The organism is Streptomyces sp. 1331.2 (genome assembly GCF_900199205.1).
In the GTDB taxonomy this organism is placed as follows: Bacteria; Actinomycetota; Actinomycetes; order Streptomycetales; family Streptomycetaceae; genus Kitasatospora.
In genome coordinates, this window is record NZ_OBMJ01000001.1 from 3,370,945 (window position 1) to 3,386,874 (window position 15,930).

Annotated in this window: 15 protein-coding genes and 1 pseudogene; 8 read left to right on the forward strand and 8 right to left on the reverse strand. The window is 74.4% G+C overall.

Translation table 11 applies throughout. From position 1 onward, the window contains the following. The first annotated feature begins 3 nt into the window (after window positions 1–3). Genes CRP52_RS14260 through CRP52_RS14270 form a run of 4 tightly spaced genes read left to right on the forward strand, consistent with a single transcriptional unit; the run spans window position 4 to window position 3,523 of the window. The gene (locus CRP52_RS14260; RefSeq protein WP_257033065.1) at window positions 4–573 is read left to right on the forward strand and encodes a GTP-binding protein; all 570 of its coding nucleotides are present in this window, start codon (window positions 4–6) and stop codon (window positions 571–573) included. Continuing rightward, a complete protein-coding gene (locus tag CRP52_RS39525; protein WP_257032474.1) occupies window positions 570–2,081 on the forward strand; it encodes a cytochrome P450 in 1,512 nt (503 codons plus the stop codon). Before CRP52_RS14260 ends, CRP52_RS39525 begins: the two co-directional genes overlap by 4 nt. After that, the gene (locus tag CRP52_RS14265; protein ID WP_257032475.1) at window positions 2,045–3,178 is read left to right on the forward strand and encodes a cytochrome P450 family protein; all 1,134 of its coding nucleotides are present in this window, start codon (window positions 2,045–2,047) and stop codon (window positions 3,176–3,178) included. Before CRP52_RS39525 ends, CRP52_RS14265 begins: the two co-directional genes overlap by 37 nt. Window positions 3,179–3,208: 30 nt before the next feature. Then, window positions 3,209–3,523 carry a hypothetical protein gene (locus CRP52_RS14270; RefSeq protein WP_097236738.1) on the forward strand — a complete coding sequence of 105 codons (315 nt, stop codon included), beginning with the start codon at window positions 3,209–3,211 and terminating at the stop codon, window positions 3,521–3,523. 92 nt (window positions 3,524–3,615) lie between these two features. Here the strand turns inward: CRP52_RS14270 and CRP52_RS14275 are convergent, their stop codons facing one another. Both CRP52_RS14275 and CRP52_RS14280 read right to left on the reverse strand, forming a co-directional pair. Beyond that, window positions 3,616–4,425 carry an isocitrate lyase/PEP mutase family protein gene (locus CRP52_RS14275; RefSeq protein WP_097236739.1) on the reverse strand — a complete coding sequence of 270 codons (810 nt, stop codon included), beginning with the start codon at window positions 4,423–4,425 and terminating at the stop codon, window positions 3,616–3,618. Window positions 4,426–4,436: 11 nt separating this feature from the next. Continuing rightward, a complete protein-coding gene (locus CRP52_RS14280) occupies window positions 4,437–4,949 on the reverse strand; it encodes a carboxymuconolactone decarboxylase family protein (protein ID WP_097236740.1) in 513 nt (170 codons plus the stop codon). Between the two features lie 129 nt (window positions 4,950–5,078). Here CRP52_RS14280 and CRP52_RS14285 point away from each other — a divergent pair, with 129 nt between their 5' ends. Both CRP52_RS14285 and CRP52_RS14290 read left to right on the forward strand, forming a co-directional pair. Continuing rightward, window positions 5,079–5,858, forward strand: coding sequence for an NRDE family protein (locus tag CRP52_RS14285; RefSeq protein WP_097236741.1), 780 nt, complete (start codon window positions 5,079–5,081; stop codon window positions 5,856–5,858). Window positions 5,859–6,019: 161 nt separating this feature from the next. Continuing rightward, window positions 6,020–6,937 (forward strand): undecaprenyl-diphosphate phosphatase, encoded by a 918-nt coding sequence (locus CRP52_RS14290; protein ID WP_097236742.1) that lies wholly within the window; start codon window positions 6,020–6,022, stop codon window positions 6,935–6,937. Here the strand turns inward: CRP52_RS14290 and CRP52_RS14295 are convergent. Together CRP52_RS14295 and CRP52_RS14300 are read right to left on the reverse strand one after the other, a co-directional pair. Next, window positions 6,922–7,632: an alpha/beta fold hydrolase gene (locus CRP52_RS14295; RefSeq protein WP_097236743.1), complete on the reverse strand. Its 711-nt coding sequence runs from the start codon at window positions 7,630–7,632 to the stop codon at window positions 6,922–6,924. The two genes, CRP52_RS14290 and CRP52_RS14295, sit on opposite strands and share 16 nt — an antisense overlap. Before the next feature lie 146 nt (window positions 7,633–7,778). After that, on the reverse strand, window positions 7,779–8,663 hold the full coding sequence (locus tag CRP52_RS14300) for a sigma-70 family RNA polymerase sigma factor (RefSeq protein WP_097236744.1): 885 nt from the start codon (window positions 8,661–8,663) through the stop codon (window positions 7,779–7,781). Window positions 8,664–8,731: 68 nt separating this feature from the next. Between CRP52_RS14300 and CRP52_RS14305 the strand changes: the two genes are divergently transcribed. Both CRP52_RS14305 and pdxR read left to right on the forward strand, forming a co-directional pair. Further along, a complete protein-coding gene (locus CRP52_RS14305) occupies window positions 8,732–9,205 on the forward strand; it encodes a carboxymuconolactone decarboxylase family protein (protein WP_257032476.1) in 474 nt (157 codons plus the stop codon). A gap of 38 nt (window positions 9,206–9,243) precedes the next feature. After that, a pseudogene (gene pdxR / locus CRP52_RS14310) lies at window positions 9,244–10,676 on the forward strand (MocR-like pyridoxine biosynthesis transcription factor PdxR). A 21-nt stretch (window positions 10,677–10,697) separates the two neighbouring features. On the opposite strand, the gene CRP52_RS14315 reads toward pdxR, so the two are convergent. From CRP52_RS14315 to CRP52_RS14330, 4 genes are all read right to left on the reverse strand, one after another. Further along, window positions 10,698–10,880: a DUF6126 family protein gene (locus CRP52_RS14315; protein WP_097236746.1), complete on the reverse strand. Its 183-nt coding sequence runs from the start codon at window positions 10,878–10,880 to the stop codon at window positions 10,698–10,700. A gap of 32 nt (window positions 10,881–10,912) precedes the next feature. Further along, on the reverse strand, window positions 10,913–11,548 hold the full coding sequence (locus tag CRP52_RS14320; RefSeq protein WP_097236747.1) for a helix-turn-helix domain-containing protein: 636 nt from the start codon (window positions 11,546–11,548) through the stop codon (window positions 10,913–10,915). 70 nt (window positions 11,549–11,618) lie between these two features. Beyond that, a complete protein-coding gene (locus CRP52_RS14325; protein ID WP_257032477.1) occupies window positions 11,619–13,352 on the reverse strand; it encodes a pyruvate dehydrogenase in 1,734 nt (577 codons plus the stop codon). Between the two features lie 142 nt (window positions 13,353–13,494). Next, window positions 13,495–15,900, reverse strand: coding sequence for a glycoside hydrolase family 65 protein (locus CRP52_RS14330; RefSeq protein ID WP_097236748.1), 2,406 nt, complete (start codon window positions 15,898–15,900; stop codon window positions 13,495–13,497). Window positions 15,901–15,930 lie beyond the last annotated feature (30 nt).

Genomic DNA, 15,930 nt, shown 5'->3' on the forward strand with positions numbered 1-15,930 from the left:
TACCTGCCGTCCTCGGTGCAGGGCGCGGTCAAGATCCTGGTCACCGGCCCGTTCGGGGTCGGCAAGACCACCCTGGTCGGCTCGCTCAGCGAGATCACCCCGCTGCGCACCGAGGAGACCATGACCGCCGCCAGCAGCGGCGTCGACGACCTCACCGGGCGCGGTGGCAAGACCACCACCACGGTCGCGCTGGACTTCGGCCGGATCACGCTCAACCCGCGGCTCGCGCTGTACCTGTTCGGCACGCCCGGGCAGCAGCGGTTCTGGCCGCTGTGGGACGACCTGTCGCGCGGCGCGCTCGGTGCGATCGCCATGGTCGACCTGCGCCGCCCGGACGAGAGCTTCGACGTCCTCGGCCGGCTGGAGGAGCAGCGCATCCCGTTCGCGGTGGCGGTCAACACCTTCCCGGACACGCCGAGTTACCCGGAGGAGGAGCTGCGCTCGGCGCTGGACCTGCTGCCGGACGTACCGATCCTGTTCTGCGACGCGCGCGACCGGCGACAGTCCTACGACCTGCTGATCGACTTCGTCGACCACCTGCACCGCAACTCGATCCTGGAGCTGCAGGGATGAGCGCCCCCGACCCCGGTCCCGTCGGCCCGGCCGGCCCCACCCCCCCGGCCGGCTGCCCCGTCGCGCACGGCGGCGGCCTGCCCGTCGGCGGGCCCGGCCACGGCGGCGGCCTGCCCGTCGGCGTCCCGCTGACCCCGCTGTACGGCCCGGCCGTCGCCGAGGACCCGCACGGCCTGTACGCCCGGCTGCGCGCGCACTACGGCCCGGTCGCCCCGATCGAGCTGGAGCCCGGCGTCGAGGCCTGGCTCGTCCTCGGCTACGCCGAACTGCTCGAACTCACCCGCAACGAGGCGCTGTTCTCCAAGGACTCGCGCCGCTGGCGGGTGCCCGCCGAGGGCCGGCTGTCGGCCGGCTCCCGGCTGCTGACGATGACCTCGTGGCGGCCCACCCTGCTCAACCTGGACGGCGCCGAGCACCAGCGGCTGCGCTCCGCCGTCTCGGACACCCTCGCCCAGATCGACCACCACCAGCTGCGCGGCACCACCGAGGCCGCCGCCAACGGCCTGATCGACAGCTGGGGGCCGGACGGCACCGCCGACCTGATCGCCCAGTACGCCCGGGCGCTGCCGCTGCTGGTCTTCACCCAGCTGGTCGGCCTGCCCGCCGAGGCCGGGCCCCGACTCGTCGAGCTGATCAGCCACTTCGTGGACAGCAGCGCGCAGTCCCAGCGCGCCGGCGCCGAGTTCCAGGCGATCCTGGTCGACCTCGTCCGGCGCCGCCGCGAAGCGCCGAGCGCCGACCTCACCTCCTGGCTGCTCGCCCACCCCGCCGGGCTGACCGACGAGGAGGCGGTGCACCACCTGGTGGTGCTGATGGTCGCGGGCAACGAGACCTCGATCAACTGGACCGGCAACAGCCTGCGGCTGCTGCTCACCGACCGGCGCTTCCGGGCCACCCTCACCGGCGGCCGGCTCACCGTCTCCGACGCGCTGGAGGAGGTGCTCTGGCGCGACCCGCCGACGCAGAACTTCCCCGGCCGCTGGGCCACCGGCGACACCGTGCTCGGCGGCCAGTACATCAGCGCCGGCGACATGCTCGTCCTCGGCCTGGCCGCGGCCAACGCCGACCCGGCCGCCCAGGGCGTCTCCGCCGCCGCCCAGGGCTCGCTCGGCGGCAACCGGGCGCACCTCGCCTGGGGCGCCGGGCGGCACGTCTGCCCGGCCCAGCACCCGGCCCGGATCATCGTCGAGACCGCCGTCGAGACCCTGCTGCACCGCCTGCCCGACCTCCAACTCGCCGTTCCCCCGGGCGAACTGGCCTGGCGCCCGTCCCCGTGGTCGCGGGCCCTGACCGCCCTGCCCGTGTTGTACAGCGCCTTCACCCCGCCCCGCCCGCCAGCCCCCGAGAGGCCCGCATGGACACCGCCGTCGACAGCCCCGGAGCCCGACCCGAACCCGTCCGACTCGACCCCTTCGGACAGGACCAGCACGGAGAGAACGCCCGGCTCCGAGCGGCCGGCCCCGCGGTCCTGGTGGAGCTCCCTGGCGGGGTGGTGGTCTGGGCGATAACCCACCACGACGCCCTCCAGTCGGTGCTGGCCGACCCCCGGGTCGGCAAGGACGCCCGGCTGTGGACGACCTTCCGCGAGGGCCGGCTGCCGGAGGGCTGGCCGCTGCTCAACTTCATCGCCGTCCCCGGCATGGTCACCGCCGACGGCGAGGACCACCGGCGGCTGCGCGGACTGGTCTCCCAGGCCTTCACCCCGCGCCGGATCGCCGCCCTGGCCCCCGCCATCGAGGCCCGGGCGATCGCCCTGCTGGACGACGTCGCGAAGCTGGAGGGCGAGTTCGACCTGAAGCAGCACTTCGCCTACCCGCTGCCCATGCAGGTGATCGGCGAACTGCTCGGCCTCGCGGTGGAGCAGCAGGACGAGCTGCACGAGCTGTCCGACACCCTGGTCTCCAGCTCGGCCACCCCGCAGGCCGCGATGGCCGCCCAACGGGACCTGAACGCCCTGCTCGCCTCGGTGGTGGCGGCCAAGCGGGCCGAGCCCGGCGACGACCTGACCACCGACCTGATCGCCGCCCGCGAGGACGGCCACGGGCCCGGACAGCAGCGGCTCAGCGAGGCCGAACTCGTCGGCACCCTGCTGCTGATGCTGGTCGCCGGGCACGAGACCACGCTCAACCTGATCACCAACGCGGTGCGCGCCCTGCTCGCCCACCCCGACCAGCTGCGGCTCGTCCTGGACGGCGTCGTGCCGTGGTCGGCGGTGGTCGAGGAGACGCTGCGCTACGACGCGCCGGTCGGGCAGTTCCCGCTGCGCTACGCGATCGAGGACATCGAGGTCGGCGACGTCGTGATCCGGCGCGGCGAGGCGCTGCTCGCGTCGTACGCGGCGGCCGGGCGCGACGCGGGGCACCACCCCGACGCCGACCGCTTCGACCTCACCCGGCAGCCTGCCCGGCACCTCTCGCTCGGCCACGGCCCGCACTTCTGCCTGGGCTCCGGGCTGGCCCGGCTGGAGGCCGAGACGGCGCTGCGGCACCTGTTCGACCGCTTCCCCGGGCTGGCCGCGGCCGAGGGGCGGAGCAACGAGCCGATCGCCTCGTTCGTCAGCAACGGCGTGAAGACCCTGTGGGTGACGGTCGACGCCACCCGGTGACCTGAGGGCGGCCGGGTCGTTCGGCAGTGCATGACGAACCACGGCACGAACACCCACCGCGCGGACACCCCCGGCCTGCGCCGCCACGGGCGGAAGCTCGCCACCCTGGCCGCCCTCACCATGGCGGGCCTCGCCATGGCCGCCCCGGCGGCCTCCGCCACCAGCCAGGTCGCCTCCTCGCCGGACGCCACCGGCGGCCTGACCGACGGCCTCAACCTGTCCCCCGCCGACATCGCCCTGCAGACCGTGGGCAAGCTCCCGGTGGTCGGGCACACCGCCAACGAGGTGGAGGCCGTCGGCACCAACCAGATGAGCCACCCGGGGCTCAGCGGGCAGATCGGCTGACGGCGGGCGGGCGGCCGGCCGACCCCCGTCCGACCGGCCGCCCGGGCCTGAGCCCGAGGCCTGATCCCGGGCTCAGGCCTCGGGCCCCGGCCTCAGCCCGCGAAGAGCCCGTTGAGCTCCGGGTAGGTCAGCCCGCCGTCGAGGGCGGCGTACGTGCCGCTCCCGTACACCTCCTCGGCGGCCCGGCGGACGGCCGCGTAGGCCACCTTGGCCAGGCCCGGGCCGAGGCTGATCCGGCCGACGCCCAGCTTCGCCAGCTCGGCGACCGACGGGGAGCCGGGCCCGGCCAGCACGTTCAGCGGCACCGGGACGGCCGCGACCAGCGCGGCGATGGTCTCCGGGTCCGCGACGCCGGGAACGAACACACCGTCCGCGCCCGCCTCGACGTACGCCCGCAGCCGGCGGACCGCCTCGTCCAGCCGCTCCTCCGGGGCGCCGAGCCCGTACAGGAACACGTCGGTACGCCCGTTGACGAACAGTGGGACGCCGGCCGCGTCCGCCGCCGCCCGGGCCGCCGCGATCCGCTCGGCGGCCTCCGCCACCGGGCGGCCCTCGTCCTCCAGGTTCACCCCGACCGCGCCGGTGGCGAGCAGCGCGGCGACCGTCTCGCCGACGCCGGCTGCGGTGTCCGCGTAGCCGTGCTCCAGGTCCGCGGTGACCGGCAGGTCGACGGCGCGGACCACCTCGGCGGTCCGGGCCAGCACCTGCTCGCGGTCGGCGCCGCCGCCGTCCGGGCTGCCGAGCGACCAGCAGACGCTCGCGCTGGCCGTGGCCACCGCCCGCGCCCCGGCGACGGCCACCAGCCGGGCGGAGGCCGCGTCCCACACGTTGGCCAGCACCAGCGGATCGCCCGCGCGGTGCAGTTCCCGGAGCAGCCGGGCCTTCTCCTGCTGCGTCGTCATGTCTGCGATCCTCACTTCGCGGCCGGCGACATGCGGGTGCTCACGCCGATCCGGTTCCAGGCGTTGATGGTGGCGGTCAGCGCGACCAGCTGGGCCAGCTCCGTCTCGTCGAACTGCTCGGCGGCCTCCGCCCACACCGCGTCCGGCACGTGGCCCTGGGTCAGCAGGGTGACCGACTCGGTGAGGGCCAGCGCGGCGCGCTCCCGGGCGGTGAACCACGGGGTCTCGCGCCAGGCCGGGAGGGAGAGCAGGCGGTGCTCCCGCTCGCCCAGCTCGCGGGCGTCGGTGGAGTGCTTGTCGATGCAGTAGGCGCAGCCGTTGATCACCGACGCGTGCAACTTGACCAGCTCGACGATCACCGGGTCGAGGCCCGTCCGGGCGGCCTCGTCCACGGCCACCATGGCCCGGTAGAAGGCGGGGGCCAGCTTCCCCAGCGGGAGGCGCAGGGCGGGGGCCGGCACATGGGCGTGGGGGTGGGCTCCCGTCCCGTCCGTCGTCGTCACGGTCTCGTTCGTCGTCGTCATGGCAGCCAGCCTAGGCAGCCGGTGGACCAGGGGTCTGGTGCATTCGGCACCCGGTTCCTTGGGCCACTTCCGGTGCACGAACAGCCGTGCGAGGATCGCAGGCAGGACGAGGTCAGGGGGAACAGGCTCGTGTGCACGGCATTCGTCAGCATCGAACCCGCAGCGGCGGTACCGGTGCTGCTGCTCTCCGTCCGGGACGAGTACCTGGGGCGCGCCTGGCTGCCGCCGGGCCGCCACTGGCCGGACCGGCCCGGACTGCTCGGCGGGCTCGACCTCGCGGCCGGCGGCACCTGGCTGGCCGTCGACCCCGCCCGGCGCACCGCCGCCTGCCTGCTCAACGGCTTCGGCCCGGCCGCCCCCGCCGACACCCGCCGCACCCGCGGCCGCCTTCCGCTCACCGCCGTCACCGAGGGCGGCACCGGCCACCTCGACCTCACCCCGTACGACCCCTTCCACCTCCTGCTGGCCCGGCCGGACGGCGTCGCCGTCACCAGCTGGGACGGCGTGCGGGCGGAACGGCGCGAACTGCCCGCCGGGCTCAGCGTGGTGCTCAACGACGGGCTGGAGGGCCGGGCCGCCAACCGGGCCGATTCCGAGCGGATCAGCGCCCTGATGGCCTCGCGCGCCGACCACTTCCGGGCCCGCTTCGCCGCCGCACCCCGGCCTGAGCCGACCGGCGACGGGCCGGCCGAGCGGGCCTGGGGCGCCTGGCTGCCGATCGTCACCGGCGACGGGCTGGCGCTGGACGAGGACGCCGCGCTGGTCCAGCGGCGGGACTTCGGCAACGGGCGGATCTGGGGCTCCTCCTCGATCTCGCTGCTCGCGCTCGGGCCGGACGGGCTGCGCTACGACTTCGCGGCGGCGCCGGTGGGCGCGGACGGGGTGGGCTGGCGGCGGGTGGCGGACTGACCCCAGCGGGGGCGTCGGTCGCACAGCCGGGCCCCGGTGTCCCGCAGGCGTACGGTCGGTGAACTTCTGACAGCGGGCCTGCCGAACGTCTACATGCCCGTAGTAGCTTCGCGGAGGCCCCCGGAATCGGCCGGCCGCCGACCCCCGAGCGAAGGTGCGCGATGTCCACCCTGACCTACCCGGAAGCGATAGGCGTCGGCCTGCTGCAGGGTGTGACGGAACTCTTCCCGGTCTCCAGCCTCGGCCACAGCATCCTGCTGCCCGCCCTGATCGGCGGGAAGATCCAGCACGACCTGGACATGACCGCCGAGGGCTCCTCCTACCTCGCCGCGCTGGTCGCCCTGCACCTGGCCACCGCGCTCGCGCTGGTCGTGTACTTCTGGCAGGACTGGGTGCGCGTCATCGGGGGCCTGTTCAGCTCGATCCGCCACCGCCGGGTGGAGAGCCGCAACGAGAAGCTCGCCTGGCTGCTCATCCTCTCCACCATCCCGGTCGGGGTGGCCGGGCTCGTCCTGGAGAAGGCGCTGCGCAACGCCCTCGGCAAGCCCGTCCCCGCCGCCGTCTTCCTCGCCCTCAACGGGCTGGTGCTGCTCGGCGCCGAACGGCTCAAGCGCGGCGGCACCGGCCGCCGCCGGGCCGGGCACGCCGCCCCCGTCGACGAGCCCGGCACGGACCCGGCGGTCGCCTCCGACCACCGGCTGACCAGGCTCGGCTACGGGCAGGGCGCCTGGATCGGCGCCGCGCAGATCCTCGCGCTGTTCCCCGGCATCAGCCGCTCCGGCGTCACCATGAGCGCCGGCATCCTGCGCGGACTGCACCACGAGGACGCCGCCCGGTTCTCCTTCCTGCTCGCCACCCCGGTCATCCTGGCCGCCTCGGTGCTGAAGGTCCCCGAGCTGTTCAAGCCGGAGAACTCCGCCGTGCTCGGCCCGGTCGTCGCGGGCAGCGTCGCCGCCTTCGCCGCCGGGTACGTCTCGGTGCGCTTCCTCACCAAGTACTTCGAGACCCGCAGCCTGACGCCGTTCGCGGTCTACTGCTTCCTGGCCGGCCTCGGCAGCGCGGTCTACCTGTCGGTCTGAGCCTTTCGAGCCGACTCCAGCAGGATCCGCGCCAGTTCGGCCGGCTGGGAGAACATCGGCCAGTGCCCGGTGTTCAGCTCCACCAGCTGCCAGTGGCCCGCCGCGGCCAGAGCGGCGACCCCCGGCGGCGGCTCCGGCCAGTCCAGCAGGCACTTCACGTACACCGCCGGAAGGGCGCTCAACGGGCCCGCGGACACGGCCGGTTCGGTCAGCGAGGGGCCCGGGTGCGGGGTGGCGCCGGCGGTGATCCGGGCGATCTGCCCGGCCGTCAGCCCCTGACCGGCGAACTCGGCGGGCGGCAGCGGCGGCCACCAGCCCCCGTGGGCGGCGAGCTCCGCCCGCAGCGCGGCCGGCTCCGGCATCTGGTCGGCGAAGGACTGCCCCGCCACCGGCACGTTGGCGTCCACCAGGACCAGCCGGGCCAGCCGGTCGCCGATCCGCTCGGCGGCCTGGCCCACCGGGATGCCCGAGTAGCTGTGCCCGACCAGCACCACCTCCCGCAGGCCGAGCCGCTCCACCTCGGCCACGATGTCCGCCACGTGCACCTGCTGCCCGGCGGGCGCGCCCCGCTTCTCCGCGAGCCCGGAGAGCGTCAACGGGTGCACCCCGTGCCCGGCCGCGCGCAGCTGCGGCACGACCTCGCTCCACGCCCAGGAACCGAGCCACGCGCCCGCCACGAGTACGAAGTTCGCCATGCGGGGCACGGTAGCGCGAGGGTCCGACAACGCACCCGACGGGCTGGTTCTCCACGGGCCCGGCCGCGCCCGGGAGTCCGTCCGGCGAGCGGCCGGACGGACTCCCGGGGCACGGCGGGCACCCGGCGGGCAGCACCGGCGGGCGGTCAGGGGTTGAGCCCCAGGGCGGCCAGCCGGACCGGGTCGGTGAGGATGTCCAGCGCGGTGATCCGGCCGTCGTGGATGGTGAACGACATGACCGACAGCGGACGCCCCTCGGCGAAGGACACCACCCCGGGCGAGCCGTTGACCAGCACCAGGCGTCCGTCGGCGGCGAACGTGGCGAACGTGATCGCGTTCGTGGCCACCTCGGCCGCGCCGCGGCGCAGCGCGCTCGGCACCAGCGTGCCGCCGTCGGAGCGGGCCACCACCTCCGGGTCCAGCACCGTCAGCAGGGCGTCGAAGTCCCCGCCCCGGGCCGCGGACAGGAACGCCTCCACCACCTCGCGCTTGCGGGCGTTGTCGGCGTCCGCGGCCGGGGTCGCACCCTGGACCCGGCGGCGGGCCCGGCTGGCCAACTGCCGGGTGGAGGCGGAGGTGCGGCCCAGCACCTCCGCGATCCCGTCGAAGGGCACCTCGAACATGTCGTGCAGCACGAAGGCCACCCGCTCCGCCGGGGAGAGCGTCTCCAGGATCACCATCAGCGCGATCCCGACCGAGTCGGCGACCAGGATCTCGTGCACCGGGTCCAGCGCCGCCAGCCCGCTCACCACCGGGTCCGGCAGCCGCACCTGGCCGTCCTGCTCGGGCAGCGGCTCCTCCCGGCGGGACGTACGGGAGCGCAACTGGTCCAGGCAGACCCGGCCGACGACCGTGGTGAGCCAGGCCCCGAGGTTGCGCACCTCGCCCACGTCGCTGCGGCTCAGCTTCAGCCAGGCCTCCTGGACGGCGTCCTCGGCCTCGGCGATCGACCCGAGCATCCGGTAGGCCACCGCACGCAGTTGGGGGCGTTCCGCCTCGAAGCGCTCGGCCAGAAGATTCTCTCCGGTCACCTGTCACATCCTCGCGTCGCGATCCGTCGGTTGGGTGAGGGACGCTAACCGACGAAGAGGAGCCCGCGATGACCACCGCCCACACTACTGCCCGCATGAAGAACCCCGCCACGGTCCTGCCGGAGGCGACCAAGGGCATCCAGGCCATCTACCAGGCCGTCCACCGGGGCGGCGTCGCCCCGCAGCTCCTGGAGCTGGTCCACCTGCGGGTCAGCCAGATCAACGGCTGCAGCGCCTGCGTGTTCGCCGGCGTGAACGGAGCCAAGCGGCACGGCGAGACCGACGAACGGCTGCACGCGGTGGCCGCCTGGCGGGAGGCGCCGTTCTTCACCGAGGAGGAGCGCGCCGCCCTCGAACTGGCCGAGGCCGCCACCCGGATCGCCGACCGCTCCGGCAAGGCCGTCCCCGACCCGGTCTGGGACGCCGCCACCGACCACTTCACCGAGGAACAGCTCTCCGCGATCATCCTGATGATCGGACTCACCAACCTCTTCAACCGCATCAACACCACCATCGAGGAGCCCGCCGGCACCACCTGGTGACGCCCCGGCCGGCCCCCGCACGCGCGAGAATGGGGCACGTGACCAGCTCCTGGACCGCCTTCGGCGGCGACCTGCACCTGGACCTCACCGAACGGCGCGCCGCCGGCGCCGGACTGCGGGCCGCCCTGGAGGACGCCCTGCGCGAAGCCGTCCAGGACGGACGGCTCGCGCCCGGCACCCGGCTGCCCTCCTCCCGCGCCCTCGGCGAGGACCTCGGCATCGCCCGCAACACCGTGGTCGAGGCCTACGGCCAACTCACCGCCGAAGGCTGGCTCGACTCCCGCCAGGGCTCCGGCACCACCGTCGGCCGACGGGCCGTACCCGAGCCGCCCGCCCCGGCCGGCGCCCCGGCGCCCGGACCACGCCCCAACGGCGCACTGCCCGGCACGACCTGACGTCCGGACGGCCGGACATCTCGCTCTTCCCCCGCACCGCCTGGCTCGCCGCCGCCCGCCGCGCCCTCGCCACCGCACCCCACGAAGCCCTCGACTACGGCAGCCCGCTCGGCCGGATCGAACTGCGGCAGGCCCTCACCCACTACCTCGCCCGGGTCCGCGGCGTCCGCACCGACCCCGACCACCTGCTCGTCTGCACCGGCGTCACCCAGGGCCTCGGCCTGCTCTGCGCCGCCCTCCGGGACCGCGGCGCCCGCACCCTCGCCGTCGAGGAGTACGGGCTGCCGCCGCAGCACGCCGTCATCCGCGCCGCCGGACTCACCACCACCCCGCTGCCGCTCGACGAGGACGGCGCCCTCCTCGACCGGCTCGACGCCCGCCCCGGCGCCGTCCTGCTCACCCCGGCCCACCAGTACCCCACCGGCGCCCCGCTCTCCGCCGACCGGCGGGCCGAGGCGGTGCGGTGGGCCCGCGACCACGACCGGTACGTCATCGAGGACGACTACGACGGCGAGTTCCGCTACGACCGGCAGCCGCTCGGCGCCATGCAGGCCCTCGACCCCGAGCGGGTCGTCTACGCCGGGACCGCCGCCAAGAGCCTCGCCCCCGGCCTGAGACTGGCCTGGCTCGCCCTGCCGGACGCCCTGCTCGAACCGGTGGCCCGGCTGAAGGTGCTCGCCGACACCATGTCCCCGGTCCTGGACCAGCTGACCCTGGCCGAGCTGATCACCTCCGGGACGTACGACCGCCACGTGCGGCGCTGCCGCCTGCACTACCGGCGCCGCCGCGACCAGCTGATCGCCGCCCTCGCCGAACACGCCCCGCAGGTCCGGGTCACCGGCATCGCGGCCGGCCTGCACGCCCTCCTCCGACTGCCGCCCGGCTCCACCCCCGAACCCGAACTCCTCGCCCGCGCCCAGGCCGCCGGGCTCTCCCTCAACGGCCTGGCCTGGCACCTCGCCGCCCCGGGCAGCACCGACGCCCCGCCCGCCCTCGTGATCGGCTACGCCACCCCACCCGACCACGCCTTCCCGGCGGCCCTGCAGGCCCTCTGCGAGCTGCTGCGCAGGGCGTGAGCGGCGGCGGGCGGGGGTGAACTACTTGTTGCGGCTGCCGAGTTCGAAGAGGAGCATGATGAAGCCCGCGAACGCGTGGATGCCGGCCGTGTAGATGACCAGGCGGAGGTAGACGCGCTTGTTGGCCCACTTGCCGGCGTCCATGGTCTTCGGGCCGGCGGCGGTGTCGGCGGTCGCAGCGGGGGTGGTGGTGGGATCGGCCATGGTGATCTCCTCCGAGGTGTTCTGACGATCGGTCAGTGGGTCGCGGCGGGGCCGCCGCCGAGGCAGAGTTCGCCGCCGGGGCTCTGCAGCAGGGTGTGGATGAAGAGCAGTTCGACGCCGTTCTCCGACTCGGCGGCGATGCAGTGCGGGGTGAGCGAGTCGTAGTGGGCGGAGTCGCCCTCGGCGAGGTGGTGGACGCGGTCGCCGAGGGTGAGGCGGAGCGCGCCCCGCAGGACGTACAGCCACTCCTCGCCCGGGTGGACCCGGACCACCGCGTCCTGCACGCCCGGCGGGACGTGGACCCGCAAGGCCTGCATGGCGCGGCCGGGGGCGCCGGCCCGGCGGTAGCCCCAGCCGCCGGCCCGCCCGGGCTCGATGGCGCCGCCGCGGACGACCGGGTCGGGCTCCGCCATGGTCTCGCCGAGCAGCCCGGACACCGAGGTGCCGTAGGCGCGGGCGAGGCCGAGCAGGACGGGCAGCGAGGGCTGCCGGCGGCCGGTCTCCAGCCGGGACAGATACGCTGGGGAGAGTCCGACCCGTGCGGCGGCGACCTCCAGGGTGAGGCGGCTGCCGAGCCGGTGCTCGCGGAGGCGGGCGGCGAGGCCGGCGACCTCCTGGTCGTCGAACCGGTCGCCGGCGGCGGGGGTGCCGGTGGAGCTGGTGGTCATGTGTCCAGTGGACACCCGGCCTGCCAGGTGGGCAAGAAAATTGCCTCAGAGGCAAGGCCCCGGAACCGGCTCACGGCCGCGGGATGTTCCGCAGGTTGCTCCGCGCCAGGTCGACCATCCGTCCGACGCCGCCCGAGAGCACCGTCTTCCCGGCGGCCAGCGCGAAGCCCTTCAGCTGGGCGGCGGTGATGCGCGGCGGGATGGACAGCGCGTTGGGGTCGGTGACCACGTCCACCAGGGCCGGGCCCGGCCGTTCCAGCGCCTCGGCCAGCACCTCCCGGACCCGGGCCGGCTCGGCGACCCGCTTGGCGGGGATCCCCATCGCCCGGGCGATCCCCGCGTAGTCCACGTCCCCGTTGTCGATCTCGGATTCCGGGTAGCCGGAGACCAGCATCTCCAGCTTGATCATGCCGAGCGCGCCGTTGTTGAAGACGACGGTCTTCACCGGCAGCCGGTACTTGGCGACGGTGAGCAGTTCGCCGAGCAGCATCCCGATCCCGCCGTCGCCCGCCATCGCGATCACCTGCCGGCCGGGGCAGGCGAGTTGGGCGCCGATCGCGTGCGGGAGGGCGTTGGCCATCGAGCCGTGCAGGAAGGAGCCGATCACCCGGCGGCGGCCGTTGGGCTGCAGGTAGCGGGCGGCCCACACGTTGTTCATGCCGGTGTCGACGGTGAACACCGCGTCCTGGGCGGCGACCTCGTCCAGCACCGAGGCGACGTACTCGGGGTGGATCGGCAGGTGCTGCTCGATGTCCCGGGTGTACGCGCCGATCACGCCCTCCAGTGCCCGGTAGTGCTTGCGCAGCATGCCGTCCAGGAAGGCGCGGTCCTCCTTCTCGTCCAGCAGCGGCAGCACGGCCCGCAGGGTGGCGGCCACGTCGCCGTGGACGGCCAGGTCGAGCGCGGTGCGGCGGCCGAGCCGGGTCGCGTCGTGGTCGACCTGCACGGTGTGCGCCTGCGGCAGGAAGGAGTCGTACGGGAAGTCGGTGCCGAGCAGCAGCACCAGGTCGGCGGAGTTCAGGGCCTCGTGGCAGGCGCCGTAGCCGAGCAGGCCGCTCATGCCGACGTCGTACGGGTTGTCGTACTGGATCCACTCCTTGCCGCGCAGCGAGTGCCCGACCGGGGCGTGAAGGGCCTGCGCGGCCTCCATCACCTCGGCGTGTGCCCCGCGCACCCCGGCGCCGCAGAACAGGGCGACCTTGCGGGCCGCGTTGAGCATCCGGGCGAGCTCCTGGACCTGCGACCAGGGCGGTGCGGCGACGGCCTGTTCGGTGAGGAAGTGGCTGGTGCCGGTGGGTCCGGCGGCGGGCAGGGCGGCGACGTCCCCGGGGAAGGCGAGCACCGAGACGCCGGGTGAGCCGAGCGCGTGCTGGATGGCGATCCGCAGCAGCCGGGGCAACTGGGCGGGAGTGGAGAGCATCTCGCACCAGCTGCTGCAGTCGGTGAACACCCGCTCGGGGTGGGTCTCCTGGAAGAAGCCGGTGCCGATCTGGCCGGAGGGGATGTGCGAGGCGAGCGCGAGGACGGGCAGGCCGCTGCGCTGGGCGTCGTAGAGGCCCTGGACGAGGTGGGTGTTGCCGGGGCCGCAGGAGCCGGCGCAGACGGCGAGCCGGCCGCTGAGTTCGGCCTCGGCGGCGGCCGCGAAGGCGCCGGCCTCCTCGTTGCGCACGTGCACCCAGCCGATGCCCTCGGCCCGGCGGATCGCGTCCACGACGGGGTTGAGGCTGTCGCCGACGACGCCGTAGACCCGCTCCACCCCGGCCTGCCGGAGCACCTCCACCATCTGTTCGGCCACGCTCGCCACGGGTGTGCCTCCTTCGCCGGGTGCAGGTTGTCCCGGGCACCTGCACCCTCCGCCGGGGTGAGGGGGAGCGCAGCCGGGGTGGGCCGAACGGGCGACGGTGCCGCGGGCCCACCCCGGGAGCCCGGGGAAGGAGAACGGGCCGCTACTCGGCCGCGAGGTGGTCCTGTTGGCCGAGCTTGCCCGTGGCCAGGCCCGCCTGGGGCTGGCGGCGGGCGGGTTCGCGGCCGGGGGGCTGGGCGACGCGTTCCTGGGCGGGCGGGACGGTGGTGGGCAGGGTGACCGGCACACCGGCCTTGACCTGCACCAGCTCGCCGTCGTGCCGCAGGTGGGTGACCTCGCCGCGGCGCAGCGTGTACGTCGTCTCCGCGTGGCTGATCCGGACGCCGAGCAGCTGTCCGCGCACCAGCAGGGAGAAGCCGATCCGCATCAGCCCGGACGGCAGGCGGGGCCGGAAGAAGAGCGTCTCGCCGTGGTCGCGCAGCCCGCCGAAGCCGGCCACCAGGGCGATGCAGGCCCCGGCGAGCGAGGCCATGTGCAGGCCGTCGCGGGTGTTGCCGCCGAGGTCGTGCAGGTCCATCAGGGCCGCTTCGGCCGTGTAGTCGTACGCGAGGTCGAGCTGGCCGACCTCGGCGGCGATGACGGCCTGGGTGCAGGCGGAGAGCGAGGAGTCGCGGACGGTCAGGCGCTCGTAGTAGGCGAAGTTGCGGGCCTTCTGCTCGTCGGTGAAGGCGTCGCCGCGGACCTGCATGGCGAGCACCAGGTCGGCCTGTTTGACCACCTGCTTGCGGTACAGGTCGAAGTACGGGAAGTGCAGCAGCAGCGGGTACTTCTCGGGCGGGGTGTTCTCGAAGTCCCAGACCTGGTGGTCGGTGAAGCCGTCGGCCTGCGGGTGGACGCCGAGGTCCTGGTCGTACGGGATGTACATGGCGGCGGCCGCGTCCCGCCAGGCGGCGGTCTCCTCGGTGTCGACGCCGAGGGCGGCGGCCTCGCCCGGGTGGCGGACGGCGGCTTCGGCGGCGGCGCGCAGGTTGGTCTGCGCCATCAGGTTGGTGAAGACGTTGTTGTCGGCGACGGCGCTGTACTCGTCGGGGCCGGTGACGCCCTCGATGCGGAAGTTCCCGGCGGCGTCGTGGTGGCCGAGCGAGCGCCACATCCGGGCGGTCTCCACGAGGAGTTCGAGCCCGTACTCGCGCTCGAACTCGGCGTCCCCGGTGGCCCGGACGTAGCGGGCGACGGCGGCGGCGATGTCGGCGCCGATGTGGAAGGCGGCGGTGCCGGCCGGCCAGTACCCGGAGCATTCCTCGCCGCGGATCGTCCGCCACGGGAACACGGCGCCGGCCAGGCCGAGTTGGGCGGCTCGTTCGCGGGCCAGCGGGAGGGTGGTGTGGCGCCAGCGCAGGGCCTGGTTGACGGCGGCGGGCAGGCAGTAGGTGAGCACCGGCAGGACGAAGGTCTCGGTGTCCCAGAAGCTGTGCCCGTCGTAGCCGGGGCCGGTGAGGCCCTTGGCGGGGATGGCCCGTTCCTCGCTGCGCACGCCGGCCTGCAGGACGTGGAAGACGGCGAACCGCAGGGCCTGCTGGAGTTCGACGTCGCCCTCGATCTCGATGTCGCTAGTCGCCCAGAACTCCCGCAGGAAGTCGGCCTGTTCGGCGACCAGGCCGTCCCAGCCGGTGTACCGGGCGGCGGTCAGCGCGGCCTCCACCTGGTCCCGGACGGCGGGCAGCGAGCGGGTGCCGGACCAGCCGTAGGCCATGAACTTGGCGAGCTGCAGGCGCTGTCCGGGTTCGAGGACGGTGGTGACGCTGATCCGGCACTGGTCGGCGTCGCCCTCGGCGACGGTGTCGGTCCTCTCCGGGCCTTCGATGACGTGGTCCATGCCGGCCGCGACCCGGATGCCGCTGTAGCGGGTGCGGTGCACCAGGACGGCCTTGGTGCCGCCGGCGTGGTGCGCCTCGGGCTGCAGCGGCGCCTCCAGGACGGCCGAGGCGCGCGGGTCGCCCTCGGGGCCGCCCGGCAGTTGCTCGTTGGCGACCAGCTCGGACTGCAGGACGATCCGCACCGGGGCGTCCACTGCTTCGACGCTGTACTCGATGGCGGCGATGGCGCGCTGGGTGAGCGAGACCAGCCGGGAGGAGCGCACCCGGATGGTCCGCCCGGCCGGGGAGGTCCACTCGGCCTCGCGGTGCAGCAGCCCCTCGCGGAAGTCCAACCAGCGCTTGTGGCTGACGAGTTCGCCGTAGCGCAGGTCGAAGGGCTCGTCGTCCACCAGCAGCCGGATGATCTTGCCGTTGGTCACGTTGATGACGCTCTGGCTGGACTCGGGGTAGCCGTAGCCGCCCTCGCCGTACGGCAGCGGGCGCAGTTCGAAGACGCCGTTGAGGTAGGTGCCGGGCAGGCCGTGCGGCTCGCCCTCGTCCAGGTTGGCGCGCAGGCCGATGTGGCCGTTGGAGAGCGCGAAGACGGATTCGGCGCGGGCCATCGCGGCCAGGTCCAGGCCCTGTTCGGTGATCTGCCAGGGGTCGATCGTGAAGTTGTCCGCGGGACTCATGCGCCCACCTCGCTGCGCTCGGCAGGGGCA

Excerpts from the sequence above, each read along its gene's own strand:
- CRP52_RS39525 (WP_257032474.1), top strand. The coding sequence starts at position 570 with ATGAGCGCCCCCGACCCCGGTCCCGTCGGCCCGGCCGGCCCCACCCCC.
- CRP52_RS14270 (WP_097236738.1), top strand. The coding sequence starts at position 3,209 with ATGACGAACCACGGCACGAACACCCACCGCGCGGACACCCCCGGCCTG.
- CRP52_RS14275 (WP_097236739.1), bottom strand. The coding sequence starts at position 4,425 with ATGACGACGCAGCAGGAGAAGGCCCGGCTGCTCCGGGAACTGCACCGC.
- CRP52_RS14280 (WP_097236740.1), bottom strand. The coding sequence starts at position 4,949 with ATGACGACGACGAACGAGACCGTGACGACGACGGACGGGACGGGAGCC.
- CRP52_RS14290 (WP_097236742.1), top strand. The coding sequence starts at position 6,020 with ATGTCCACCCTGACCTACCCGGAAGCGATAGGCGTCGGCCTGCTGCAG.
- CRP52_RS14295 (WP_097236743.1), bottom strand. The coding sequence starts at position 7,632 with ATGGCGAACTTCGTACTCGTGGCGGGCGCGTGGCTCGGTTCCTGGGCG.
- CRP52_RS14305 (WP_257032476.1), top strand. The coding sequence starts at position 8,732 with ATGACCACCGCCCACACTACTGCCCGCATGAAGAACCCCGCCACGGTC.
- CRP52_RS14315 (WP_097236746.1), bottom strand. The coding sequence starts at position 10,880 with ATGGCCGATCCCACCACCACCCCCGCTGCGACCGCCGACACCGCCGCC.
- CRP52_RS14320 (WP_097236747.1), bottom strand. The coding sequence starts at position 11,548 with ATGACCACCAGCTCCACCGGCACCCCCGCCGCCGGCGACCGGTTCGAC.
- CRP52_RS14330 (WP_097236748.1), bottom strand. The coding sequence starts at position 15,900 with ATGAGTCCCGCGGACAACTTCACGATCGACCCCTGGCAGATCACCGAA.